This window comes from Rhizobiaceae bacterium, from assembly GCA_023953835.1.
Taxonomy (GTDB): domain Bacteria; phylum Pseudomonadota; class Alphaproteobacteria; order Rhizobiales; family Rhizobiaceae; genus Mesorhizobium_G.
In genome coordinates this window covers 3,288,033-3,311,777 of the sequence record JAMLJB010000001.1, presented here as the reverse complement: position 1 = coordinate 3,311,777, position 23,745 = coordinate 3,288,033, and the positions used below count along the sequence as shown (strand labels likewise).

Below are 23,745 nucleotides of genomic sequence, written 5' to 3'. Positions count from 1 at the left end.
ATCCCTTCCCTGGCTTACTCTTCAGCCGTCACGGCGGAGCCGCGGCGAGCCTGAAGTGTCGAATACTTGATGCCGCGCGCAGCCGCCACATCCTTGGGATGCATCTGGCTCTTCAACGCGTCGAACGTGGCGCGAACCATGTTATATGGGTTCGACGAACCCATCGACTTCGCAACCACGTCATGCATGCCGACCGTTTCGAAAACGGCGCGCATCGGACCGCCGGCGATGATGCCCGTACCGGGCTTCGCAGCGCGCAGCAGCACGCGGCCAGCGCCCCAGCGACCTTCCACGTCGTGATGGAGGGTACGACCCGAACGCAGCGGAACGAAGATCATGTCGCGCTTGGCGCTCTCGGTCGCCTTGCGGATCGCTTCCGGCACTTCGCGCGCCTTGCCGTGACCGAAGCCGACCCGGCCCTTCTGGTCACCGACGACGACGAGTGCGGCAAAGCCGAAGCGCTTGCCGCCCTTCACGACCTTGGCGACGCGATTGATGTGTACGAGCTTGTCGACGATGCCGTCGTCACGCTCCTCACGGTCACGACCGCGCTCGCGGCCGCCTTCCCGACGTTCTTGTGCCATATCCTGTTCCTTGTTCTTTTCCGGACTGACCAGGTTAAAAATGAAGCCCGGCGTCTATACCGACACCGGACCGGTTGCAAGCATGGATCCGCGCAACCTTCCGCGAAGCCGAACTCAGAAGTTCAGGCCGGCCTCACGGGCTGCCTCGGCCAGCGCCTTGACGCGACCGTGATAAATGTATGCCCCGCGATCGAACACCACGTCCTTGACGCCGGCCTTGACCGCGCGCTCGGCAACGAGCTTGCCCACGAGAGCTGCGGCGCCGGTGTCCGCACCGGTCTTGCCACGCTGGTCCTTCTCCAGCGACGACGCCGACGCCACCGTGTGGCCCTTCGCATCGTCAATGATCTGCGCGTAGATGTGCTTCGACGAACGATGCACGGAAAGGCGCGGGCGATCCCCCGCAACCTTCTTGATCTGCCGGCGCACGCGCTGCGCGCGCTTCTGAATCGATGCTTTCTCGGCCATGGCCAACTTCCTTTTGCCTTAGAAAACGGCGGCAGCCATCTGCGGTAGCCCTGCTCCCGCGACCACCTTCCGTAGCACTACTTCTTCTTGCCTTCCTTGCGCACGATGCGCTCGCCAGCATAGCGCACGCCCTTGCCCTTGTAGGGTTCGGGACCGCGATACTCGCGGATCTCGGCGGCCACCTGGCCGACACGCTGCTTGTCGATGCCCGCAACGGTAATCTCCGTGGGCTTCGGGACGCTGATCGTGATGCCATCCGGCGTCTCGTAGATCACATCATGGCTGAAGCCGAGCGCGAGCTGAAGGTTCTTGCCCTGCATCGCTGCGCGATAGCCGACGCCCGTGATCTCCAGCTTCTTCTCAAAGCCGTCCTTTACGCCATTGAGAATATTGACGATCTGGGTCCGCGACATGCCCCATTTCGAGCGAGCGTCCTTCGACTGGTCGCGTGGTTCGACCGAGATTTCGGTGCCTTCCAGCTTAACCAGAACTTCGTCGTTGACGACGAACTTCAACTCGCCCCTGGGGCCTTTCGCCGTCACGGTCTGGCCGTTGACATTTGCGGTGACGCCCTGGGGAACCGCGACGGGTTTCTTGCCAATACGAGACATCTTTCTGTCCTCGTTCCTAAACTTGCGTTCGCCGTGGGGCGCATGCCCCATCGGCCTCGTCCAATTTCAATGCCCGGCGGCTCAGACGCCGATCAGAACACCTGGCAGAGGATTTCCCCGCCGACATTCTCGTCTCGGGCCTGATGATCCGCCATCACGCCCTTCGGCGTGGAGAGGATCGAAATTCCCAGGCCATTCGCCACGTTCGGAATCGACTTGGCCGAAACATAGACGCGGCGGCCCGGCTTCGAGACACGCGCGATCTCGCGCACGACCGGCTTGCCGTCGAAATATTTCAGCTCGATTTCGATTTCGGACTTTCCGTTGCCGAAATCGGTCTGGCTGAAGTCGCGGATATAACCTTCGGACTTCAACACTTCCAGAACGCGCGCGCGCAACGTCGAAGCCGGCGTCGAGACCGAGCTCTTCTTGCGGCCATAGGCGTTGCGGATGCGGGTCAGCATATCGCCGAGCGGATCAGTAACAGACATCTCTCAGCCCTCCTTACCAGCTCGACTTGACCAGGCCGGGCACCATGCCCAGCGAGCCGAGTTCGCGCAAAGCGATACGGGACATTTTCAGCTTGCGATAATAGGCGCGCGGACGGCCCGTCACTTCGCAACGGTTGCGGATGCGGGTCTTGGAGCCATTGCGCGGCAGCGCAGCAAGCTTCAACTGCGCCTGGAAGCGCTCTTCGAGAGGCTGCTTCTGGTCCATGATGATCGCCTTCAACGCGCGGCGCTTGGCGGCGTTCTGCGCCACAAGCTTGCGACGGCGATTGTTCTTCTCAACTGAGCTGGTCTTTGCCATTTCTCAAACGTTCCTTTTCTCGCTGCCGTTACTGCCGGAACGGAAAGTTGAAAGCCTTGAGCAGTGCCCGGGCCTCGTCATCCGTCTTGGCGGTCGTACAAACGATGATGTCCATGCCCCAGATCTGATCGACCTTGTCGTAGTTGATCTCCGGGAACACGATGTGCTCCTTGATACCCATGGCGTAGTTGCCGCGACCATCAAAGCTCTTCGGGTTCAGGCCGCGGAAGTCGCGGACACGCGGCAGAGCGATGTTTACCAAGCGGTCAAGGAATTCGTACATCCGTTCCTTGCGCAAGGTGACCTTCGCGCCGATCGGCATGTTCTCGCGCACCTTGAAACCTGCAATCGACTTGCGCGCACGGGTAACGACGGCCTTCTGGCCCGCAATCAGGGCCAAGTCCTCGGCCGCAACGGCCGGCTTCTTGGAGTCGCCCGTCGCTTCGCCAACGCCCATGTTGAGCACGATCTTGTCGATGCGGGGAACCTGCATCTCGTTGTCGTACTTGAACTGTTCGAGCATCGCCTTGCGAATGGTCTCGTTGTAGACCGTCTTCAGGCGCGGTTCGTATGATTGTGCTGCCTTAGCCATTGATCACTGCTCCCGAGCGCTTGGCGACACGCACCTTCTTGCCGTCGCGAACCTCAAAGCCCACGCGGGTCGGCTTGCCGTCCTTCGGATCGGCCACGGCGATGTTCGACAGGTGGACCGGCGCTTCTTTTCTAACGATACCGCCCTGCTGGGTCTGGGACTGCTTCTGGTGACGCTGCACGACATTGACGCCACGCACCACGGCTTTGTCGTCCTTCGGCAATACCCGAAGCACTTCACCGCTGCGGCCTTTGTCCTTGCCGGTCAGCACGACGACCTGGTCGCCCTTACGGATCTTTTGCATCTTTCCGGCTCCTTACAGCACTTCAGGCGCGAGCGAGATGATCTTCATGTGGTTCTTGCCGCGAAGCTCGCGCGGAACCGGACCGAAGATACGCGTGCCGATTGGCTCTTTCTTGTTGTCGACCAGAACAGCTGCGTTCTTGTCGAAACGGATCACGCTGCCGTCCGGACGGCGAATGTCCTTGGCCGTGCGCACCACGACCGCCTTCATCACATCGCCCTTCTTCACGCGGCCGCGCGGAATGGCTTCCTTGATCGAAACGACGATGATGTCGCCGACCGAAGCGTATTTCCGCTTGGAGCCGCCCAGCACCTTGATGCACATGACACGACGCGCGCCGGAATTGTCAGCGACGTCGAGGTTTGTTTGCATCTGGATCATGACTGACCGCCTTCTTTTTCATGCACCGGGCTGGCTAGATGCCCGGCCCGGCAATTCTGTTTCTATCGAGCCTGCTCAGGGCTCAGGACGACCCAGCGCTTGTCCTTCGAAATCGGCTTCGATTCCTGGATGAACACCGTATCGCCAACCTTGTAGGCATTGTTCTCATCGTGCGCCTTGTACTTCTTGGAAAGGCGCACGGTCTTCTTCATGACGGGATGCGTGAAGCGACGCTCGACCTTGACGACTACCGTCTTCTCGTTCTTGTCGCTGACGACAGTGCCCTGCAAAACGCGCTTTGGCATAATTCTCGTCCTTAAGCCTTGTTCTTGCGGCCCGGGGCCGCCTTTTCCGCAGCAATGGTCTTGATGCGCGCGATGTCGCGGCGCACTTCCTTGATGCGGCCAGTCTTTTCGAGCTGGCCCGTCGCCTTCTGGAAGCGCAGGTTGAACTGCTCCTTCTTGAGGTCGGCGAGGTCGGTGTCCAACTCGTCGGTGGTCTTGGTTCTGATCTGCGAGGCTTTCATCTCAGCGTTCCTTATTCGGCGATGCGCTGTACGAAGCGCGTGCGGACCGACAGCTTCGCCGCTCCAAGACGAAGCGCCTCGCGAGCCACTTCCTCGCTGACGCCATCGATCTCGAACATGATACGACCCGGCTTGATGCGCGCGGCCCAGTAGTCCACCGCGCCCTTGCCCTTGCCCATGCGGACTTCGGTCGGCTTGGACGTCACTGGCACATCCGGGAAAATGCGGATCCAGACACGACCCTGACGCTTCATCTCGCGGGTGATCGCCCGGCGAGCCGCTTCGATCTCACGCGCGGTGACGCGGTTCGGCTCAAGCGCCTTCAGACCGAAGCCGCCGAAGTCGAGATTGGTGCCGCCCTTCGCAGTGCCGTGGATGCGGCCCTTGAACTGCTTACGGAACTTTGTGCGCTTTGGCTGCAGCATTGTTCTTGTTCTCCAAATTCCCTAGGCCGCTCAGGCGGCTTCGCGATCGGGACGGCGACGACCGCCCTGACGCTCGCCCGAATGATCGCCTTCGGTTGCACGACGCTCGGAAGCCATCGGGTCATGCTCAAGGATCTCGCCCTTGAAAACCCAGACCTTGACGCCGCAGATGCCGTAGGCTGTTTGTGCTTCGGCGGTGCCGAAATCCACATCTGCACGCAGCGTGTGAAGCGGCACGCGACCTTCGCGATACCATTCCATACGTGCGATTTCTGCGCCACCGAGGCGGCCCGAGCAGTTGATGCGGATCCCTTCCGCGCCGAGGCGCATGGCCGACTGAACGGCACGCTTCATGGCGCGACGGAAAGCGATGCGGCGCTCAAGCTGCTGTGCGATGGACTGCGCGATCAGCGTTGCGTCGATTTCCGGCTTACGAACCTCAACGATGTTGAGGTGCGTTTCCGACTTCGTCATCTCAGTCAGCTTCTTGCGCAGCTTCTCGATGTCGGCGCCCTTCTTGCCGATCACCAGACCCGGACGACCTGCGTGGATCGTCACCCGGCACTTCTTGTGCGGGCGCTCGATGACGACCTTCGAAACCGCAGCCTGCTTAAGTTCCTTCATCAGGTACTCACGGATTTTGAGATCCTCATGCAGCAGCTTGCCGTATTCGCCGGTGTTGGCATACCAGCGCGAATCCCACGTCCGGTTGATGCCGAGGCGAAGACCGATCGGATTGACTTTCTGACCCATTATGCGGCCTCCTTCTCTTCGACTTCGCGAACGACGATCGTGAGATGCGAAAACGGCTTTTCGATCCGGCTTGCGCGGCCACGGCCACGTGCATGGAAGCGCTTCATCACGATCGACTTGCCGACATAGGCTTCGGCGACGACCAGCGCGTCGACATCGAGGCTATGATTGTTTTCGGCATTGGCAATCGCGGATTCCAGCGTCTTCTTAACGGTTCCGGCGATACGCTTGCGCGAAAACTCAAGATCGTTGAGCGCCGTCGCAACCTTCTTGCCGCGAATGAGCGCGGCGACAAGGTTCAGCTTCTGCGGGCTGACGCGGATGGTGCGGAGAACCGCACGGGCCTCGTTGTCAGCAAGCCGGCGCGGGGCTTTTGGCTTGCTCATTGTTACTTCCTCTTCGCCTTCTTGTCCGCGCCATGGCCGTAATAGGTACGGGTCGGAGCGAACTCACCGAACTTGTGGCCAACCATCTCTTCGGAGACGGACACCGGAATGTGCTTCTGGCCGTTGTAAACGCCAAAGGTGAGACCAACGAACTGCGGAAGGATCGTCGAACGACGGCTCCACATCTTGATGACCTCGCTGCGTCCGCCTTCGCGGACCTTCTCTGCCTTCTTGAGCAGGAAGCCGTCGACAAACGGGCCTTTCCAAACTGAACGGGACACGTCTGACTACCTCTCTTAGCTCTTGCGCGCGTGGCGCGAGCGCATGATGAACTTGTCGGTCGACTTGTTGGACCGGGTCTTCTTGCCCTTGGTCGGCTTGCCCCACGGCGTGACCGGATGACGACCGCCGGACGTGCGGCCTTCGCCGCCGCCGTGCGGATGGTCGACGGGGTTCATGGTGACGCCGCGATTGTGCGGACGCTTGCCGAGCCAGACCTTGCGGCCCGCTTTGCCGAGGTTCACGTTGCCGTGGTCCGGGTTAGAGACCGCGCCGACCGTCGCCAGGCAGGAGCCGTTCACGATCCGCTGCTCACCTGAATTCAGGCGAAGAATTGCCATGCCCTGGTCGCGACCGACGAGCTGCGCATATGTGCCCGCCGAACGTGCGACCTGACCACCCTTGCCGGGCTTGAGCTCGACATTGTGGACTATGGTGCCGACAGGCATCGCTGACAGCGGCATCGCATTGCCCGGCTTCACATCCACAGCCTCACCTGCCACGACCTTGTCGCCGGCAGCAAGGCGCTGCGGCGCCAGGATGTAGTTCAACTCACCGTCCTCATACTTGATGAGCGCGATGAAAGCCGACCGGTTCGGGTCATACTCAAGCCGCTCGACGGTCGCCGTCATGTCGAACTTGCGGCGCTTGAAGTCGATGATGCGATAGGTCCGCTTGTGACCGCCGCCGATGAAGCGCGCCGTGATGCGACCGTAATTGTTGCGGCCACCCGACTTGGTCAGGCCCTCAGTCAAGCCCTTGACCGGCTTTCCCTTGTACAGGCTCGAGCGGTCAACCAGAACAAGCTGGCGGGTGCTCGGCGTCGTCGGCTTATATGTTTTCAATGCCATTGTTCTATCCTCGCGCCCCTGCTCAGAGCCCCGTGGCGACGTCGATCGAGTCGCCGTCGGCGAGCGTCACGACTGCCCTCTTCACGTCGCTCAAGCGGCCGACAGTTCCGCGAAACCGCTTGATCTTGCCCTTGCGGACCAAAGTGTTGACGCCCGTCACCTTGACGCCGAACAGCGCTTCCACCGCGGCCTTGATTTCAGGCTTTGTCGCCTTGCGCGCGACATTGAAAACGACCTGGTTCTGCTCGGAGGCCATGGTCGACTTTTCGGTGATCGCCGGGCTGACGATCACGTCATAGTGGCGGAGATCGGTCATTTGAAGCGCTCCTCAAGAGCCTCGACAGCGGCCTTCGACAGGACCAGCGTGCCACGGCGCAGAATGTCGTAAACATTGATGCCCTGCACCGGCAGCACATCGATATTGCGCAGCGCACGCGCCGCGCGGGCGAAATTCTGGTCGACCTCGGCGCCGCCAATGAACAAGGCGTTGGTCAGACCCAGCGTCTCGAAATTCGCCGCCAGCGCCTTCGTCTTGGCCTCAGCCAGCTTCAGTTCATCGACCACGATGATGTTCGACGCCTTCGCCTTGGCGGACAGAGCATGCTTCAGGCCGAGTGCGCGTACCTTCTTGGGCAGGTCATGCTCATGGCTGCGTGCCACCGGCCCATGCGCCTTGCCGCCGCCGCGAAACTGCGGAGCTCGAGCGGAGGAGTGACGGGCGCGGCCCGTACCTTTCTGCTTGTACATCTTGGCGCCGGTGCGCGCGATGTCCGCACGGCCTTTCGCCTGATGCGTGCCCTGCTGCTTCTTGGCCAACTGCCAGCGCACGACGCGCTGAAGGATGTCCTCGCGAGGCTCAAGGCCGAAAATCTCATCCGAGAGTTCCAGCTTGCCGGCATCCTTGCCGGCCAGAGTTGTAATCTTCAGGTCCATTATTCGGCTCCTTCAACAGCCGGAGCTTCATTCTTGGCCGCAGACGCGCGCAACGCAGCCGGCTTCGGCGCATTCTCCGGCAGCGGAACCTTCACGGCGTCGCGGACGAGGATCCATGCACCCTTGGTGCCCGGCACCGCGCCACGTACCAGAATCAATCCACGATCGGTGTCCGTCGCGTGGACCTCGACATTCTGCGTGGTTACCCGGGAAGCACCCATGTGGCCGGCCATCTTCTTGCCCTTGAATACCTTGCCGGGATCCTGGCGTTGACCGGTCGAACCATGCACGCGGTGCGACACAGAGTTACCGTGCGTTGCACGACCGCCACCGAAATTGTGGCGCTTCATGACACCCTGGAAGCCCTTGCCGGTGGAAGTGCCTGTCACGTCAACCTTCTGGCCCGCGACGAAATGGTCCGCCGTGATTTCCGCGCCGACATCGAGCATGTTTTCCGGGGAAACGCGGAACTCGGCGAGCTTCGACTTCGGCTCGACAGAAGCCTTGGCGAAATGTCCGCGCAAGGCCTTCGAGGTATTCTTTACCTTGGCCAGCCCCACGCCGAGCTGAACGGCAGTGTAGCCATTCTTCTCCGCCGTGCGCTGCGCCACGACCTGGCAATTCTCCATCCGGAGAACCGTTACCGGGATATGCTCGCCCGCGTCGTTGTAGACGCGGGTCATCCCGATCTTCTGAGCTATCACACCTGAACGCATTGGTTCATTTTCCTTCAGAGGAGCCTTTAGGTTGTGCCCGCCGGCTCATGTTCCTGCCCGCTTAGAGCTTGATTTCGACGTCGACACCTGCCGCCAGGTCGAGCTTCATGAGCGCATCCACGGTCTGCGGCGTCGGATCAACGATGTCGAGCAAACGCTTGTGCGTACGCATTTCGAACTGCTCGCGGCTCTTCTTGTCGATGTGCGGCGACCGGTTCACGGTGAACTTTTCGATCCGGGTCGGCAGCGGAATCGGCCCACGGACATTCGCGCCGGTGCGCTTTGCCGTCGACACGATTTCGCGGGTCGAAGCGTCAAGCACACGATGGTCAAACGCCTTGAGGCGAATACGGATATTTTGGCCGTTCATCACGTCTGTTTTCCTTGTTCTGGCGCGGCGCGGGCGAATTCCCGCCCGCGACAGATCATTGTTTTCTTACTCGATGATGGAAGCGACGACGCCTGCGCCGACGGTTCGGCCGCCTTCGCGGATGGCGAAGCGCAGCTTCTCTTCCATGGCGACCGGCACGATCAGTTCAACATCGACCGTCACATTGTCGCCGGGCATCACCATTTCAGTGCCTGCCGGAAGCGTCACGATGCCCGTCACGTCCGTCGTGCGGAAATAGAACTGCGGACGGTAGTTCGTGAAGAACGGCGTATGACGGCCGCCCTCTTCCTTCGTCAGGATGTAGGCTTCCGCCTTGAACTTCTTGTGCGGCTTCACCGAGCCGGGCTTGGCCAGAACCTGGCCACGCTCCACGCCGTCACGGTCCACGCCGCGCAACAGCGCGCCGATGTTGTCGCCAGCCTGGCCCTGATCGAGCAGCTTGCGGAACATCTCGACGCCCGTGCAGGTCGTCTTCGTCGTCGGGCGAATGCCGACGATCTCAAGTTCCTCGCCGACCTTGACGATGCCGCGCTCGACGCGACCCGTCACGACCGTGCCGCGACCCGAAATCGAGAACACGTCCTCGATCGGCATCAGGAACGGCTTGTCAACCGGACGCTCCGGCGTCGGGATGTAGCGGTCAACCTCTTCCATCAGCTTGCGGATCGCGTTCTCGCCGATCTCCTTGTTGCTGTCTTCCAGAGCGGCAAGCGCCGAACCCTTGACAATCGGAATGTCGTCGCCCGGGAACTCGTACTTCGACAGCAATTCGCGAACCTCAAGCTCGACAAGCTCAAGAAGCTCTTCATCGTCGACCTGGTCGACCTTGTTCAGGAAAACCACAATCGCCGGAACGCCAACCTGGCGAGCCAGAAGAATGTGCTCGCGCGTCTGCGGCATCGGGCCGTCAGCAGCCGAAACCACGAGGATCGCGCCGTCCATCTGCGCAGCACCCGTGATCATGTTCTTCACATAGTCAGCATGGCCGGGGCAGTCCACATGCGCATAGTGACGGCTCGGCGTCTCATATTCCACATGCGCCGTCGAGATCGTGATCCCGCGTGCCTTTTCCTCAGGCGCAGCATCAATCTGGTCATACGCCTTGAACTCGCCAAAATACTTCGTGATCGCCGCCGTCAACGACGTCTTGCCATGGTCAACGTGACCAATCGTGCCAACGTTCACATGAGGCTTCGTACGCTCAAATTTACCTTTTGCCATGTGAGGTCTCCATTTCCTTCCAGCCCATCAGGGCGAATTAGCTTTCTGATCTAAGCCCTTGGACTTACGCGTATTTTTTCTGAACTTCCTGTGCGACCGCGGTCGGCACCGGCTCATAGTGGTCGAACTGCATGGTGTACTGGGCGCGGCCCTGCGACATCGAACGCAGGTTGTCGACATACTTGAACATATTCGCCAGCGGCACCATGGCATTCACCACGACGGCCACGCCGCGCGTTTCCTGACCCTGGATCTGCCCACGACGGCTGTTGAGGTCACCGATCACGTTGCCGACATAATCTTCCGGTGTCACGACCTCGACCTTCATGATCGGTTCGAGCAACTGAACGCCCAGTTTCGACGCCGCTTCGCGGAAGCAAGCGCGCCCGGCAATTTCGAACGCCAGGACCGAAGAGTCCACGTCGTGGTAAGCGCCGTCGATGAGGGTCGCCTTCACGCCGATCATCGGGAAGCCTGCAAACGGACCGGAACCCATGACGCTTTCCACACCCTTCTCGACACCCGGGACATATTCCTTCGGGACCGAACCGCCGACGATCTTGGAATCGAACACGAATTCCTCGCCCTCGGTGTTCGGCTCGAAGGTGATCTTGACGCGCGCGAACTGTCCCGAACCGCCGGACTGCTTCTTGTGCGTATAGTCCTCGGTGTGCGAGCGAGTGATTGTCTCGCGATAGGCCACCTGCGGTGCGCCGACATTCGCTTCGACCTTGAACTCGCGACGCATGCGGTCAACGATGATGTCGAGGTGAAGCTCGCCCATGCCGGCAATGATCGTCTGGCCCGATTCCTCGTCCGTCTTGACGCGGAAGGACGGGTCCTCGGCAGCAAGACGGTTGAGCGCGAGGCCCATCTTTTCCTGGTCGCCCTTGGTCTTCGGCTCGATCGCGATCTGAATGACCGGGTCCGGGAACTCCATGCGCTCAAGGATGACAGGCTTCAGCGGATCGCAAAGCGTGTCGCCGGTGGTCGTTTCCTTGAGTCCCGCCAGCGCAACGATGTCGCCAGCATAGGCTTCATCGATATCCTCTCGGGAATTCGAGTGCATCTGGAGCATACGCCCAATGCGTTCCTTCTTGCCTTTCACGGTGTTGTCCAGCGAGACGCCCTTTGCGAGCTTGCCGGAATAGATGCGGCAGAAGGTCAGCGAACCCACGAACGGGTCGTTCATGATCTTGAACGCAAGCATGGACAGCGGTTCGTTGTCGTCGGACTTGCGGACCACTTCCTGCTCGGTCTTGGGATCGATGCCCTTGATCGCCGGAACGTCGATCGGCGAAGGCAGGAAATCGACAACGGCATCGAGCAGCGGCTGCACGCCCTTGTTCTTGAAGGCCGAGCCGCAGAACATCGGGAAGAACTTCACCGCGATGGTGCCCTTGCGGATCAGCGCGCGAAGCTCGTCGTTCGACGGCATATTGCCCTCGAGATAAGCGTTCATCGCATCGTCATCGACCTCGACGGCCGACTCGATCATCTTCTCGCGCCACTCCTCGGCCTTGGCTTGGAGGTCCGCCGGGATTTCGACCACATCCCACTGCGCGCCGAGCGACTCGTCGCGCCAAACCAGCGCCTTCATCTCAATGAGATCGACGACGCCTTTGAATTCATTTTCCGCACCGATGGGAAGCTGCACGGCGACCGCAGTCGCACCAAGGCGCGACTTGATCATCTCGTAGGAGCGGTAGAAGTCCGCGCCGATCTTGTCCATCTTGTTGCAGAAGATCATGCGCGGGACATGATACTTGTCGGCCTGACGCCAGACGGTCTCGGTCTGCGGCTCAACGCCGGCATTCGCGTCCAGCAGCGCGATCGCGCCGTCGAGTACGCGCAGCGAACGTTCGACCTCGATGGTGAAGTCGACGTGGCCCGGCGTGTCGATGATGTTGAAGCGCCGCATCTTGTCGTCGCGACCCTTCCAGAAGGTGGTCGTCGCAGCGGAGGTGATGGTGATGCCGCGCTCCTGCTCCTGCTCCATCCAGTCCATTGTGGCCGCGCCGTCATGGACTTCGCCGATCTTATGCGACTTGCCGGTATAGTAGAGCACGCGCTCCGTGGTCGTCGTCTTACCGGCATCGATGTGCGCCATGATGCCGAAATTGCGGTAGTCTTCGATTTTATATTCGCGTGCCATGATAGTGCCTCTGTCTCTCGCGCGCCGATTACCAGCGGTAATGGGCGAAGGCGCGGTTGGCCTCGGCCATCTTATGGGTGTCTTCACGCTTCTTGACGGCGGTGCCACGATTGTTGGCGGCATCCATCAATTCACCGGAAAGGCGATCGACCATCGTGGTCTCGTTGCGGTTGCGCGCAGCGGTAATCAGCCAGCGGATCGCGAGGGCCTGACGGCGCTCCGGACGAACATCGACCGGCACCTGATAGGTTGCACCACCGACGCGGCGGGAACGAACCTCGACGTGCGGCGCGACATTCTCGATGGCCTGATGGAAAACCCCGACGGGCTCCTGCTTGGTCTTGGCCTGCACCTGATCCAGCGCGCCATAGACGATGGTCTCGGCAACCGACTTCTTCCCGTCATACATGACGGCGTTCATGAATTTGGTGACAACCAGGTCTCCGAACTTCGGATCCGGGTTGATTTCGCGCTTTTCTGCACTGTGACGTCGGGACATAGTCTGTGTCTCTCAATCTTCGTCGGCCCGACGCTTCAAAAAGAAAAGCGCCGAAGCCGGGAAAAATTCCTTACTTCGGACGCTTCGCACCGTATTTCGAACGGCGCTGTTTGCGGTTTTTGACGCCTTGGGTGTCAAGCACGCCACGGATGATGTGGTAACGCACACCCGGAAGGTCTTTCACGCGACCGCCACGAATCATGACGACCGAGTGCTCCTGAAGGTTATGACCTTCACCGGGGATGTAGCCGATAACCTCGAAGCCATTGGTCAGACGGATCTTCGCAACCTTGCGCAGCGCCGAGTTCGGCTTCTTCGGCGTCGTCGTGTAGACGCGCGTGCAGACACCACGCTTCTGCGGGTTCTGCTGCATCGCCGGAACCTTGTTGCGCGTCGCCGGCGCCTGGCGCGGCTTGCGGATCAGCTGGTTTACGGTAGGCATTAAACCTTCCTCTTGTCTCTCAATCTCGTGTCACAAGCCTTTTCGAGGCCGCTTTGAACGATCCATTCCATACGCAAATTCGGGCTCAAAACCGTCTCTCACGGTTCCCGCCCGAACAAATGGCAGAGGAAGCATTGCTGCTTCATGCACGCCGGAAATGTCTTCACGTTCGTAAAACGAACCCTGTTTGAGGCGAACTCCAAGGCGCGACGCCCCGGAAAAGCAAGCCTCACATCGGCTCAGACGTCGCGGCTTCTACCTGCAACCCCCCTGCCCGTCAAGCCCGAAACCCCCGAAAAATCGCCATGCCGGACCGCCCGACAGCTATGCGAAAACGCAAAGTAATTATCTTTCGCAATCGGGCGCTTGCCGCAACAAAATGCCGGGCATGCGAGCCGTGGCCGGTGGGAATGCAGCCGCGCAGTGACTATATGGTGCGCTCAAGCCCTGTTTCCATACCGATTCCAGTACAGATCGAGAGAATCGCTTGCAATGAACGACAACGAACCGCCCATCGTCTGGATCATCGTCGGACGCGTCACGCGCCGCAAGGGCGGCGCCGAATCCAGCGTGCATGTCATGCTTCAGGCGCCGGACGAGGATTCGGCTGTCCGTCTTGCGCTGAACGGCCTCCAGAAAGAGGGATTCGCGGAAGCGCAACTCGACCAGATCGGCGAGCTGCAGGGCGAGCCGGACGAGGAACCCCATCTCTCGGCCTATCAGGGCGCGCTGGAAGGCGAAGTCGCCATCGTGATGGTGTGAGGTTTAGTCGAGGTCCTTGACCTCGCCGCCGGCCCCGCCCTCGATGCGGTGCGCCAGGCTGGCCTCCATGAAAGGGTCAAGGTCGCCGTCCAGCACATCCGACGGGCTGGTCGATTCGACGCCTGTGCGCAGGTCCTTCACCAACTGGTAGGGCTGGAGCACGTAGGAACGAATCTGGTGGCCCCAGCCTATATCCGTCTTTGAAGCCTGTTCCGCACTGGCGGCCGCTTCCCGCTTTTCAAGCTCGACCTCGTAGAGCCGGGAGCGCAGCATTTCCCATGCCTTGGCGCGGTTCTGGTGCTGTGAGCGGCCAGCCTGGCAGGCGACGGCGATGCCGGTCGGGATATGTGTGATGCGCACCGCCGAATCGGTCGTGTTGACGTGCTGGCCACCTGCGCCGGACGAGCGGTAGGTGTCGATGCGCACATCGGACTCGGGAATGTCGATCTCAATCGTGTCGTCGATGACCGGATATACCCAGGCGCTCGAAAACGAAGTGTGGCGGCGCGCATTCGAATCATAGGGCGAGATGCGGACAAGCCGATGGACACCCGACTCCGTCTTGAGCCAGCCATAGGCATTGTGGCCCTTGATGTGCAGCGTGGCAGACTTGATGCCCGCTTCCTCGCCGTCATGCATTTCCAGCACTTCGACCTTGAAGCCACGGCGCTCCGCCCAGCGGGTGTACATGCGCAGCAGCATGTTGGCCCAGTCCTGGCTCTCCGTTCCGCCCGCGCCCGCGTGAATTTCGAGATAGGTGTCGTTGGCGTCTGCCTCGCCGGACAGCATCGTCTCGATCTGCCGCTCGCGCACCTCTCCCGCCATCGCCTTGATTGAAGCCTCGGCGTCGGAGACGATTCCCTCGTCACCCTCCATTTCGCCAAGCTCGATAAGCTCGATATTGTCGGAAAGCGCCCGTTCAAGCCGTTTCACCGCGCCGATGCCGTCATCGAGCATCTGGCGCTCGCGCATGAGCTTCTGCGCTTCCTGCGGATCGTTCCACAGGTCAGCCTCCTCGGAGCGGGCATTCAGGTATTCAAGTCGCTTTACGGCCTGATCCCAGTCAAAGATGCCTCCTCAGCAGGGTTATGCCCTGCTTGATTTCATCGACGAGGTTCTCTGTTTCCGCACGCATCAAGGAGATTCTTTCATTGAAGGGCCGCTTCATAAGCGGCAGGCCATGCGCTGTAAAGCCATGCTTCAACTGTAGCCGGCATAGCGACCCGGACGATGGTTGAGCGCCAGGATCATGTTGATCACCACAGCGCCAAGCACCGAAAGGGCGATCTTGTCCGCGGGCAGGATGAAAAACGCGATGGCAAGAATGACGAGGTCGATGCCGAGTTGTACATATCCGGCGCGCCAGCCGAAGCGCTCCTGAAGCCAGATCGCAAGGATATTGATCCCGCCAAGGCCCGTGCGATGGCGAAAGAGCACCAGCATTCCGATGCCGATAAGGCAGCCGCCCGCAATGGCGGCATAGAGCGGGGCCAGCCTGCCGAACTCAAGCCATTGCGGCGTCAGGCGCACAAACACCGACACGAGGCTGACGGCGGCGAAGGTCCGCAGCGTGAACAGCCAGCCCATCCGCCAGATAGCAAGCAGGTAGAACGGCAGGTTAATAAGGGAAAAGATGACTGCAAAGCTCCAGCCCGTCGAATATTGCAGCAGCAGCGCGAGGCCGGAATTTCCCCCAAGCGCAAGCATCGCATGCGCATACAGGGCGACGCCAAGGGAAACGACCAGCGATCCGGTCAGGATCGCCAGAACGTCCTCTATCATAGTGTGGCGGTCGCCGGCGGGTTTGGACATCAATCGGCCCGGTGTGAGATTTGCCTGCCTTGCCACCTACAGCCTTGCCGCACAAAGCGAAAGACATTGCCGGGAAACCCCGGCATATTTCGCGCCGACGTGGCCGTCCGGAACGCGTGCGCCTGGCTCATGCGAGGCGACCGGGGTCCGGGCAAGGTGCCGCATTCAAACGACAAAGAGGAGCCCATGCTTTACGCAATATTGGCCTATCATGTCGAAGGCGCCATTACGGCCCTTTCTCCCGAGGAAGATGCCGCGCTCATGGAGCATCTGATCGGGATCAACCAGCGGCTGACGCGGGACGGCAAGCTCGGACCGGCGGCCCGGCTCGACTTCACCGGCAAAGCCACAACGCTGAGAGGTTCGGCCGCCTCGCCTGTGCTTGACGGCCCGTTTGCGGAAACCAAGGAGCAATTGCTCGGTCTCTACGTCCTGAATTGCGAGACGCATGACGAAGCGGTCGCCATTGCGCGCGAGTTCAAATCGGTGAACCCGACCGCCGTCTACGAAATCAGGCCGATTGTCTATTATGATCCGGGTGCGGCATCGCTCATCGCAAAGGAGGCGGCGGAATAGCTTCCGCCGCTCCTGTGTTCGTTCAGCCGTTGGCCTGAGCGACCGCGCGCTTGGCCATCGCCACGATCAGCGCGGCGCGATAGTCGGACGATGCATGCATGTCCTGCATCAGCGAGCCGGACGGAAGCTTGAGACCTTCGAGCGCGGACGGCTCGAATTTCTTTGAAAGCGCCGCTTCGACCTGCTTGGAGCGGAACACTCCGTCATCGCCGGCGCCGGTCACGGCGACGCGCACGCCGTCCTTGTCCTTTGCCACGAATACGCCGGTCATGGCATAGCGCGAGGCCGGATTCGGGAACTTCGCATAGCCCGCCTTTGCAGGCGCGGTGAAGCTGACGGACGTGACGATCTCGCCTTCCTTCAATGCGGTTTCGAACAGGCCTTTGAAAAACTTGTCCGCCGTAATCGACCTCTTGTTGGTGGTTATCGTCGCCGCCAGCGCCAGCATGGCCGCCGGATAGTCCGCCGCCGGATCGTTATTGGCGATGGATCCGCCAATGGTTCCACGGTGGCGCACCGCCGGATCGCCGATCAGCCCGGCCAGATAGACCAGCGCCGGGCACGCCTTTGCGAGCTTGGCGTCGGTCGAAACCTCGTAATGCGTGGTCCCCGCGCCGATTGTCACCGTCTTGCCGGAAACGGAAACGCCCTTGATCTCCTTGATATGGCTGAGATCGACCAGATCGGATGGCGCGGCAAGGCGGGTTTTCATCGCCGGGATCAGCGTCATGCCGCCCGACAGATATTTGGCGTCGCCCTTGCCAAGCTTGGCTGCTTCGGAAACCGATTTGGCGCGATGATAGTTAACTGCGTACATGAGTTCTTCCTCCCGCGCTCAGTTCTTTGCCGCCTGAAGTGCGCGCCACACGCGCTGCGGCGTGGCCGGCATTTCAAGATTGTTCGTCCCGATTGCGTCGGTGATCGCATTGATGACCGCGGGCGTCGAGCCGATTGCTCCAGCCTCGCCGCACCCCTTGATGCCGAGCGGATTGCCCGGGCACGGTGTGTTCTGGTGCGAAACCTGGAAGGACGGCAGGTCGTCGGCGCGCGGCATGCAATAGTCCATGTAGCTCGCCGTCAGGAGCTGCCCGTTCGACGCATCATAATTCGCGCCTTCGAGCAGCGCCTGCCCGACACCTTGCGCGATACCGCCATGAACCTGTCCCTCGACGATCATCGGGTTGATGATGTTGCCGAAATCGTCGGCAGCCACGAATGCGATGATCTCGGTCTTGCCCGTGTCGGGATCGATCTCGACTTCGCAGATGTAGCAGCCAGCGGGGAAGGTGAAGTTGGTCGGATCATAGAAGGCCGTCTCTTTCAGGCCCGGCTCCATGCCGCCCGGCAGATTGTGGGCGGTGTAGGCGGCCAACGCCATCTGGAACCAAGGCACATTCTTGTCCGTACCCGCCACCTTCAGCGCGCCGTTCTCGATCACGATGTCGCTTTCGTCCGCTTCGAGCAGATGCGCGGCGATCTTCTTCGCCTTTGCCTCAACCTTGTCGAGCGCCTTGACGATAGCCGACATGCCGACCGCGCCGGAACGCGAGCCGTATGTTCCCATGCCCATCTGCACCTTGTCGGTGTCGCCATGGACAATGGACACGCTGTCGATTGGCACACCGAAGCGTTCAGCAACGAGTTGCGAAAACGTCGTTTCGTGGCCCTGTCCGTGGCTGTGCGAACCCGTCAACACCTCGATGGTGCCGACCGCGTTCACCCGGACCTCGGCGGATTCCCAGAGGCCCACGCCTGCGCCGAGCGAACCCACCGCCGCCGACGGCGCGATGCCGCACGCCTCGATATAATTGCTCATGCCAATGCCGCGCAGCTTGCCGCGCTTGGCGGCTGCCGCCTTGCGCTTCTCGAAACCCTTGTAGTCGATGGCGTCCATCGCGGCATCGAGCGAAGCTGCGTAGTTGCCGGCGTCGTAGCACATGATAACCGGCGTCTGGTGCGGGAACTCGGTGACGAAATTCTGCCGGCGCAGTTCGGCGGGTGAAACGCCAAGCTCACGCGCCGCCGTCTCCATCGTGCGTTCCATGACGAAAGTCGCTTCGGGACGCCCTGCTCCGCGATATGCGTCAACGGGCGCGGTATTGGTGTAGACGGCGCGCACGTTGGCGTGGATTGCCGGGATATTGTATTGGCCCGACAGCAGCGTCGCATAGAGATAGGTCGGAACCGACGACGAGAACAGCGACATATAGGCGCCGAAATTGGCAATCGTATCGACCTTGAGGCCGATCACCCTGTTGTCCTTGTCGAAAGCCATCTGCACTTCGGTGACGTGGTCGCGGCCATGCGCGTCGGTCAGGAAGCTTTCCGTGCGGTCGGCCACCCACTTGACCGGCACGCCCGCTTTCTTCGACGCCCAGCAGCACACCACCTCTTCGGGGTAGATGAAGATTTTCGAGCCAAAGCCACCACCGACATCGGGCGCGATGACACGCAGCTTGTTTTCCGGCGCGACGTTATAGAACGCGCTCATCACCAGTCGCGCCACATGCGGATTCTGAGAAGTTGTCCAGCAGGTGAAATGATCCTCCGCCTTGTCGTATTGCGCAAGCGCGGCGCGGGGCTCCATAGCGTTCGGCACTAGTCGGTTGTTGACGATGTGCATCTTGGTGATGTGAGCCGCCTTTTGCAGCGCCGCATCCGTCGCTGCCGCGTCCCCGATCTCCCAATCATAGATCAGATTGTTGTCCGCCTCGGGGTGAAGCTGCGGCGCGCCCGCTTTCAGCGACTCGACCGCGCTCGTCACCGCCTTGCGCTCCTTATAGGTCACGTTGACGGCTTCTGCCGCGTCGCGCGCCTGCCCCTTCGTGTCGGCAATCACGATGGCGACCGCATCGCCGACATAACGCACGCGGTCGACCGCCAATGGCGACCACGCGCCCATCTTCATGGGGGTGCCGTCCTTCGAATGGATCATCCATCCGCAGATCAAATTGCCGATGCCGTCGGCTTTCAACTCCTTTCCCGTCAGCACGGCGATCACACCCGGCATCGCTTGCGCTTCCTTGACTTCGATCTTTTTGATGTCGGCATGCGCATGGGGACTGCGCACGAACACCGCATGCTTCATGCCCGGCACGACCATGTCGTCCGTGTAGCGTCCAGAACCCGTAATGAACCTTTTGTCTTCCTTGCGCGCCACGCGGGCGCCAATGCCTTCCATTCCCATCAGAGTTCCCTCCAGAACCGTAAGAACAGTGGGTGCGGGCGTTGTCTGCAGCGCTTCGGCGCAACTGCACGGCAGCGGACCCTATGTCCCGGCTGCCGCCGCCCGATCGTGTTCAGATCGTCAGGCCGCCTTGGCCTTCTTGCTTTTCGCGCCCTTCGCCATCTCCTTCGAGGCGGCAAGCACCGCCTTGACGATGTTGTGATAACCCGTGCAGCGGCAAATATTGCCTTCAAGTTCGGCGCGCACCGTCGCCTCATCGAGTCCTTCCGGGTGGCGATTGATCATGTCGACCGCCGACATGATCATGCCGGGCGTGCAGAAACCGCACTGCAATCCGTGATGCTCGCGAAACGCCGCCTGAACCGGATGAAGGTCAGCGCCGTTCGCCAGCCCTTCGATCGTCGTGATCGTGGACCCTGACGCCTGAACGGCCAGCATGGTGCAGGACTTCATCGCCTTGCCGTCGACATGCACGAGGCAGGCCCCGCACTGCGAGGTATCGCAGCCGACATGCGTTCCTGTCAGGCCGAGATGCTCGCGCAGGAAATGGACAAGGAGCGTGCGGTCCTCGACGGACGCCTGCACCTTTCGACCATTAACGGTCATTGAAACTTCCGACATTGTTCCTCCCCTGGCTGCGCCGGACCGGGCGTCGGGCGCGAGTGGTCATTGTGCCACTGCAAACGGCTAATAGGTAGTGAACCCAGCGCACGAAATGTGCCGCCGCCCCCTGCCGCATTCCATTGTACTTTCGGTCATAGATCGTGGCCCATTGCAAAGCGGCACCCGCCGAAACAATATGCATCCGATGCGCCACCCAACGCGTGGAGGATCGCGGGAGGAAGAACTGGCAGTTTCGCACACGAGCTATGCTTGTGGACTGGTCGCGCTAAGCACCGATTCGCACGACGAGGATGCGTTTATCCAACGCGTTGCCGTCGAAGCGACGTCTGCGCGCTTCAGCTTTGCGCTGTTCTTCTATTCAAGGTCGCTCTTCGATTCGGGCCGCCTCGCGCAGGCGATCAAGCGTCGCCTTCCGGGCCTGCCGCATGCGGGCTGCACGACTGCGGGTGAAATCACACCCGAGGGCCTGCATGAGGGACAAGCCGTGGCGCTGTTGTTTCCAGCCGCGGGATTTGCCGCCGCGGGCACACTTCTGAAAAACATATCCACTTCCGACATCAAGAGCGTGTCGTCACAGGTCGATGCGCTTCGACGCACCTTCACCTCTTCCTATGGACACCCGCAATCGAACATCTTCGCGATCTGCCTGATCGACGGGCTTTCCTTTTCCGAAGAATCCGTGACCTCCGCAATCCATTGGGAGCTGGAGGACATTCCGCTCGTGGGGGGCTCGGCGGGCGACGAACTGAAATTCGAGAACACCAGCCTGATCTGGAACGGGGGCGTCCACACTGACAGCGCAGTCGTCATCCTGTTCGCCACCGATATACCGTTCCGCACTTTCAAGACCGACAATTTCGTTGCAACAGACAGCAAGCTCGTGGTCACCGCATCTGATCCCGGACGCCGCGTGGTGCACGAGTTCAACGCGGCGGCCGCGGCGGACGAATATGCGAGCGCCGTCGGCCTGCTGCCCAAGGACCTGACGCCGTTGAGCTTCGCTTCGCACCCGACGGTCGTGCGCGTCGGCGGCGAATATTTCTGCCGCTCCATTCAAAAGAGCAACGCCGATGGCTCCCTCTCCTTTTTCTGCGCCATAGACGATGGGATCGTGCTCTCCATCGCGCGCGCGGTCGATCTGGTGGAGTCGACCGACGCCGCGCTCAAGGACGTCGAGTCCAGACTTGGCGGAACCGATGTCATTCTTGGCTTCGATTGCGTCCTGCGCCGACTAGACGCCGTGAACCGTCAGGCTGTGCGGGGGCTTTCCGAGGTCTATCGCAGAAACCACGTCCTTGGCTTCGGCACTTATGGAGAGCAGTATCAGTCCATGCACCTGAACCAGACCTTCACCGGCATTGCATTCGGGCATCGCCGCCAGGCTGCGGAATAGGAGAAGGCGGGTGTCGCTCGGACATATCGACGACCTTGAACGGTTGAAGAAAATCAACGCGGCGCTCATCAACCGCGTCGAACGGTCCATGGACCGACAGGGCAACGCCTTTTCGCTGTTCCAGACTGCGATAAACCTTGAAAGCCTCGTGCGAAGCCGGACGGATGAACTTCATTCGGCGCTGCGAAGGCTGGAGCAATCCAACGCCGAACTGATCGAGGCGCGGGACCGCGCCGAGCAGGCGAACATTTCGAAGACACGGTTCCTCGCCGCCGCGAGCCATGACGTCTTGCAACCGCTCAACGCCGCGCATCTTTCGGTGTCGGCGCTGGCCGATGTTCAGACCTCGGCCGAAGGACGTCGACTCGTGCGACAGGTCGAGCGTTCGCTGGAGACGATGGAGACGCTCCTGCGCACGCTTCTCGATATTTCGCGACTCGATGCGGGCGTTGTGGAACCGGACCTGACCAGCGTGCCGCTCGACCAGTTGTTCCAGGGCCTGCGGTCGGATTTTCTTCCGCTGGCCGAGCGCAAGGGACTGAAGCTGCGTTTTGCGCCGACGCTTTGGACTATTCGCACCGACAGGACGCTCATCCGCCGCATCCTCCAGAACATCGTCGCCAACGCCATTCGTTATACCACCGAGGGCGGCGTGCTCGTCGGTGTGCGCCGCCGCGGCGAAAACATCCGCATCGAGGTCGCCGATACCGGCAGCGGCATAGCTGAAGACCAGCGGGATGCGATCTTCGAGGAGTTCCATCGTGGTGTGGCTGTGGACGAATCCGGCCTGTCCGGCGCAGGGCTCGGTCTCGGTCTGGCTATCGTACGGCGCATGGTCGAGACGCTCGGCTATCGCGTCAGCCTCGATTCCCGCATCGGCAAGGGAACCGTGTTTCATCTCGACATACCGGGTGCAATGATCGCGCCACTGGAATCAACTCCCAACCCTGTGGAGCCCGAACAGCATCGCGGCTACGGACTTTTCGGGACAAAGGTGCTGCTTGTGGAAAACGATCCCGATGTCGCGTCTGCAATGTCCACCTTGCTGGAAAGCTGGAAATGCGAGGTTCGCGTCGCCGCCACCACCGAGGAGGCGCTGGCCGAACTCAACGATACGGCATGGATTCCCGACATCGTGATCGCCGACCAGCATCTCGACCGCGGCGACCTCGGCAGCGCAACGATCATGGGCATCCGCGCATGGCTTGGCCGCGTCGTGCCGGCGCTCGTCACGACCGCCGACCCCAGCGCCGAACTTCAGGAAGAAGTGGCGGAAATGGGCGTTGAACTGCTCGTCAAGCCCATCCGGCCCGCGCGGCTGCGCGCATTGCTCGCCCACATGCTGGCCTGAGCGAAGAGCCGAGCGTAAGCTTTCTGCTTACATTGCCTTGACAATATGTATGCATTTTGCTTACATCCATACATGATCAGGTCATTTAAGCTCAGATCGTTGGCAGACCTGTTCGAAACTGGAAAGACCGGCAAAATCGATGCCCGGCTGCACAAGCGGATCTTGCTGCGGCTGGACCGGCTTGAAGCTGTTGAGAAGCCCGAGGATATGAACCTTCCGGGATTCAATTTCCATTCACTCACCGGTTTCAACCCGGTGCGCTATTCGGTGCATGTCAACGGCCCGTGGTGCATTACATTCGAATTCGACGGCAATGACGCCGCTCGCGTCGATCTCGAGCAATATCATTGAGCAGGGCGCAGATTGGAGAAGTCCGTTTATGAGCGCATATAAGCCGAAGCGTCCGATCGAGCGCTGCCCGTCCCACCCTGGCGCTCTGCTCGACGAAATCATTCCGGCAACCGGAAAGACCAAGGTAGAGATTGCCGGATTGCTGGGTATTTCCCGCCAGCAACTTTACGACATCCTGCGCGAGCGGAAGCCCGTGTCTCCGGCCGTCGCCGCGCGGCTTGGCAAGTTGTTCGGCGATGGCGCTGCCATCTGGCTGCGAATGCAGGCGGCTTATGACGCGTGGCACGCCGAACGTGAAGTCGATGTGAGCAATATCCCGACGCTCAATGCGGCGTGACCGGACGCATACCGTCGCGGTCACT

At 60.8% G+C, this 23,745-nt stretch carries 34 protein-coding genes; 6 read left to right on the top strand and 28 right to left on the bottom strand.

From position 1 onward, the window contains the following. Positions 1 to 14: 14 nt before the first annotated feature. The 23 genes from rpsE to rpsL form a co-directional block, all read right to left on the bottom strand. Positions 15 to 584, bottom strand: a complete 570-nt coding sequence (gene rpsE / locus M9924_15575) for a 30S ribosomal protein S5 (GenBank protein MCO5065817.1) — start codon at positions 582 to 584, stop codon at positions 15 to 17. Between the two features lie 114 nt (positions 585 to 698). Continuing rightward, positions 699 to 1,052, bottom strand: coding sequence for a 50S ribosomal protein L18 (gene rplR / locus M9924_15570; GenBank protein ID MCO5065816.1), 354 nt, complete (start codon positions 1,050 to 1,052; stop codon positions 699 to 701). 77 nt (positions 1,053 to 1,129) lie between these two features. Then, the gene (gene rplF, locus M9924_15565; protein MCO5065815.1) at positions 1,130 to 1,663 is read right to left on the bottom strand and encodes a 50S ribosomal protein L6; all 534 of its coding nucleotides are present in this window, start codon (positions 1,661 to 1,663) and stop codon (positions 1,130 to 1,132) included. A 92-nt stretch (positions 1,664 to 1,755) separates the two neighbouring features. Next, positions 1,756 to 2,154, bottom strand: coding sequence for a 30S ribosomal protein S8 (gene rpsH, locus M9924_15560; GenBank protein MCO5065814.1), 399 nt, complete (start codon positions 2,152 to 2,154; stop codon positions 1,756 to 1,758). A 13-nt stretch (positions 2,155 to 2,167) separates the two neighbouring features. Continuing rightward, positions 2,168 to 2,473, bottom strand: coding sequence for a 30S ribosomal protein S14 (rpsN, locus tag M9924_15555; GenBank protein ID MCO5065813.1), 306 nt, complete (start codon positions 2,471 to 2,473; stop codon positions 2,168 to 2,170). A gap of 28 nt (positions 2,474 to 2,501) precedes the next feature. Next, positions 2,502 to 3,065 carry a 50S ribosomal protein L5 gene (rplE, locus tag M9924_15550; GenBank protein MCO5065812.1) on the bottom strand — a complete coding sequence of 188 codons (564 nt, stop codon included), beginning with the start codon at positions 3,063 to 3,065 and terminating at the stop codon, positions 2,502 to 2,504. Then, positions 3,058 to 3,369 (bottom strand): 50S ribosomal protein L24, encoded by a 312-nt coding sequence (rplX, locus tag M9924_15545; protein ID MCO5065811.1) that lies wholly within the window; start codon positions 3,367 to 3,369, stop codon positions 3,058 to 3,060. Before rplX ends, rplE begins: the two co-directional genes overlap by 8 nt. 12 nt (positions 3,370 to 3,381) lie before the next feature. Continuing rightward, positions 3,382 to 3,750: a 50S ribosomal protein L14 gene (gene rplN / locus M9924_15540; GenBank protein ID MCO5065810.1), complete on the bottom strand. Its 369-nt coding sequence runs from the start codon at positions 3,748 to 3,750 to the stop codon at positions 3,382 to 3,384. Between the two features lie 62 nt (positions 3,751 to 3,812). Then, the gene (gene rpsQ, locus M9924_15535) at positions 3,813 to 4,055 is read right to left on the bottom strand and encodes a 30S ribosomal protein S17 (protein ID MCO5065809.1); all 243 of its coding nucleotides are present in this window, start codon (positions 4,053 to 4,055) and stop codon (positions 3,813 to 3,815) included. An 11-nt stretch (positions 4,056 to 4,066) separates the two neighbouring features. Then, positions 4,067 to 4,276 (bottom strand): 50S ribosomal protein L29, encoded by a 210-nt coding sequence (gene rpmC / locus M9924_15530; GenBank protein ID MCO5065808.1) that lies wholly within the window; start codon positions 4,274 to 4,276, stop codon positions 4,067 to 4,069. An 11-nt stretch (positions 4,277 to 4,287) separates the two neighbouring features. After that, positions 4,288 to 4,701 carry a 50S ribosomal protein L16 gene (rplP, locus tag M9924_15525; protein MCO5065807.1) on the bottom strand — a complete coding sequence of 138 codons (414 nt, stop codon included), beginning with the start codon at positions 4,699 to 4,701 and terminating at the stop codon, positions 4,288 to 4,290. A gap of 30 nt (positions 4,702 to 4,731) precedes the next feature. Next, on the bottom strand, positions 4,732 to 5,454 hold the full coding sequence (gene rpsC / locus M9924_15520) for a 30S ribosomal protein S3 (protein ID MCO5065806.1): 723 nt from the start codon (positions 5,452 to 5,454) through the stop codon (positions 4,732 to 4,734). Then, on the bottom strand, positions 5,454 to 5,840 hold the full coding sequence (gene rplV / locus M9924_15515) for a 50S ribosomal protein L22 (GenBank protein ID MCO5065805.1): 387 nt from the start codon (positions 5,838 to 5,840) through the stop codon (positions 5,454 to 5,456). The genes rpsC and rplV overlap by 1 nt, the downstream gene beginning before the upstream one ends. A gap of 2 nt (positions 5,841 to 5,842) precedes the next feature. Then, positions 5,843 to 6,121: a 30S ribosomal protein S19 gene (gene rpsS, locus M9924_15510; protein ID MCO5065804.1), complete on the bottom strand. Its 279-nt coding sequence runs from the start codon at positions 6,119 to 6,121 to the stop codon at positions 5,843 to 5,845. 15 nt (positions 6,122 to 6,136) lie between these two features. Beyond that, positions 6,137 to 6,970: a 50S ribosomal protein L2 gene (gene rplB / locus M9924_15505; protein ID MCO5065803.1), complete on the bottom strand. Its 834-nt coding sequence runs from the start codon at positions 6,968 to 6,970 to the stop codon at positions 6,137 to 6,139. Positions 6,971 to 6,992: 22 nt separating this feature from the next. Next, positions 6,993 to 7,286, bottom strand: coding sequence for a 50S ribosomal protein L23 (locus M9924_15500; GenBank protein ID MCO5065802.1), 294 nt, complete (start codon positions 7,284 to 7,286; stop codon positions 6,993 to 6,995). Beyond that, positions 7,283 to 7,903, bottom strand: a complete 621-nt coding sequence (rplD, locus tag M9924_15495; GenBank protein MCO5065801.1) for a 50S ribosomal protein L4 — start codon at positions 7,901 to 7,903, stop codon at positions 7,283 to 7,285. Before rplD ends, M9924_15500 begins: the two co-directional genes overlap by 4 nt. Then, positions 7,903 to 8,619: a 50S ribosomal protein L3 gene (gene rplC / locus M9924_15490; GenBank protein ID MCO5065800.1), complete on the bottom strand. Its 717-nt coding sequence runs from the start codon at positions 8,617 to 8,619 to the stop codon at positions 7,903 to 7,905. The genes rplD and rplC overlap by 1 nt, the downstream gene beginning before the upstream one ends. Positions 8,620 to 8,680: 61 nt before the next feature. Then, positions 8,681 to 8,989, bottom strand: a complete 309-nt coding sequence (rpsJ, locus tag M9924_15485; GenBank protein ID MCO5065799.1) for a 30S ribosomal protein S10 — start codon at positions 8,987 to 8,989, stop codon at positions 8,681 to 8,683. A gap of 66 nt (positions 8,990 to 9,055) precedes the next feature. After that, positions 9,056 to 10,231, bottom strand: coding sequence for an elongation factor Tu (tuf, locus tag M9924_15480; protein ID MCO5065798.1), 1,176 nt, complete (start codon positions 10,229 to 10,231; stop codon positions 9,056 to 9,058). Positions 10,232 to 10,295: 64 nt separating this feature from the next. Beyond that, positions 10,296 to 12,386: an elongation factor G gene (gene fusA / locus M9924_15475; GenBank protein ID MCO5065797.1), complete on the bottom strand. Its 2,091-nt coding sequence runs from the start codon at positions 12,384 to 12,386 to the stop codon at positions 10,296 to 10,298. Positions 12,387 to 12,414: 28 nt separating this feature from the next. After that, the gene (gene rpsG / locus M9924_15470; protein ID MCO5065796.1) at positions 12,415 to 12,885 is read right to left on the bottom strand and encodes a 30S ribosomal protein S7; all 471 of its coding nucleotides are present in this window, start codon (positions 12,883 to 12,885) and stop codon (positions 12,415 to 12,417) included. A gap of 70 nt (positions 12,886 to 12,955) precedes the next feature. Beyond that, positions 12,956 to 13,327: a 30S ribosomal protein S12 gene (gene rpsL, locus M9924_15465; GenBank protein ID MCO5065795.1), complete on the bottom strand. Its 372-nt coding sequence runs from the start codon at positions 13,325 to 13,327 to the stop codon at positions 12,956 to 12,958. A gap of 492 nt (positions 13,328 to 13,819) precedes the next feature. Between rpsL and M9924_15460 the strand changes: the two genes are divergently transcribed. Then, positions 13,820 to 14,089, top strand: a complete 270-nt coding sequence (locus M9924_15460; GenBank protein MCO5065794.1) for a transcriptional regulator — start codon at positions 13,820 to 13,822, stop codon at positions 14,087 to 14,089. A 3-nt stretch (positions 14,090 to 14,092) separates the two neighbouring features. Here M9924_15460 and prfB read toward each other — a convergent pair. Together prfB and M9924_15450 are read right to left on the bottom strand one after the other, a co-directional pair. After that, a protein-coding gene (gene prfB / locus M9924_15455; GenBank protein MCO5065793.1) for a peptide chain release factor 2 occupies positions 14,093 to 15,224 on the bottom strand; the annotation gives its coding sequence in 2 pieces (ribosomal slippage) (positions 14,093 to 15,157 and positions 15,159 to 15,224; 1,131 coding nt in all). Between the two features lie 65 nt (positions 15,225 to 15,289). Further along, complete coding sequence (locus M9924_15450; protein ID MCO5065792.1) at positions 15,290 to 15,901, bottom strand: YitT family protein; 612 nt, start codon at positions 15,899 to 15,901, stop codon at positions 15,290 to 15,292. Between the two features lie 186 nt (positions 15,902 to 16,087). Between M9924_15450 and M9924_15445 the strand changes: the two genes are divergently transcribed. Further along, complete coding sequence (locus M9924_15445; protein MCO5065791.1) at positions 16,088 to 16,477, top strand: YciI family protein; 390 nt, start codon at positions 16,088 to 16,090, stop codon at positions 16,475 to 16,477. Between the two features lie 22 nt (positions 16,478 to 16,499). Here the strand turns inward: M9924_15445 and M9924_15440 are convergent, their stop codons facing one another. The 3 genes from M9924_15440 to M9924_15430 all read right to left on the bottom strand — a co-directional run bounded on the left by M9924_15440 (position 16,500) and on the right by M9924_15430 (position 20,285). Next, the gene (locus tag M9924_15440) at positions 16,500 to 17,294 is read right to left on the bottom strand and encodes a xanthine dehydrogenase family protein subunit M (GenBank protein MCO5065790.1); all 795 of its coding nucleotides are present in this window, start codon (positions 17,292 to 17,294) and stop codon (positions 16,500 to 16,502) included. 18 nt (positions 17,295 to 17,312) lie between these two features. Beyond that, positions 17,313 to 19,664 carry a xanthine dehydrogenase family protein molybdopterin-binding subunit gene (locus M9924_15435; GenBank protein MCO5065789.1) on the bottom strand — a complete coding sequence of 784 codons (2,352 nt, stop codon included), beginning with the start codon at positions 19,662 to 19,664 and terminating at the stop codon, positions 17,313 to 17,315. Positions 19,665 to 19,784: 120 nt separating this feature from the next. Continuing rightward, complete coding sequence (locus M9924_15430) at positions 19,785 to 20,285, bottom strand: (2Fe-2S)-binding protein (GenBank protein ID MCO5065788.1); 501 nt, start codon at positions 20,283 to 20,285, stop codon at positions 19,785 to 19,787. Between the two features lie 187 nt (positions 20,286 to 20,472). Between M9924_15430 and M9924_15425 the strand changes: the two genes are divergently transcribed. From M9924_15425 to M9924_15410, 4 genes are all read left to right on the top strand, one after another. Then, complete coding sequence (locus M9924_15425; GenBank protein MCO5065787.1) at positions 20,473 to 21,681, top strand: FIST C-terminal domain-containing protein; 1,209 nt, start codon at positions 20,473 to 20,475, stop codon at positions 21,679 to 21,681. Between the two features lie 10 nt (positions 21,682 to 21,691). Further along, a complete protein-coding gene (locus tag M9924_15420; protein MCO5065786.1) occupies positions 21,692 to 23,032 on the top strand; it encodes a hybrid sensor histidine kinase/response regulator in 1,341 nt (446 codons plus the stop codon). A 72-nt stretch (positions 23,033 to 23,104) separates the two neighbouring features. Continuing rightward, positions 23,105 to 23,383: a type II toxin-antitoxin system RelE/ParE family toxin gene (locus tag M9924_15415; protein MCO5065785.1), complete on the top strand. Its 279-nt coding sequence runs from the start codon at positions 23,105 to 23,107 to the stop codon at positions 23,381 to 23,383. A 28-nt stretch (positions 23,384 to 23,411) separates the two neighbouring features. Then, positions 23,412 to 23,720, top strand: a complete 309-nt coding sequence (locus M9924_15410) for a HigA family addiction module antitoxin (GenBank protein ID MCO5065784.1) — start codon at positions 23,412 to 23,414, stop codon at positions 23,718 to 23,720. Positions 23,721 to 23,745 lie beyond the last annotated feature (25 nt).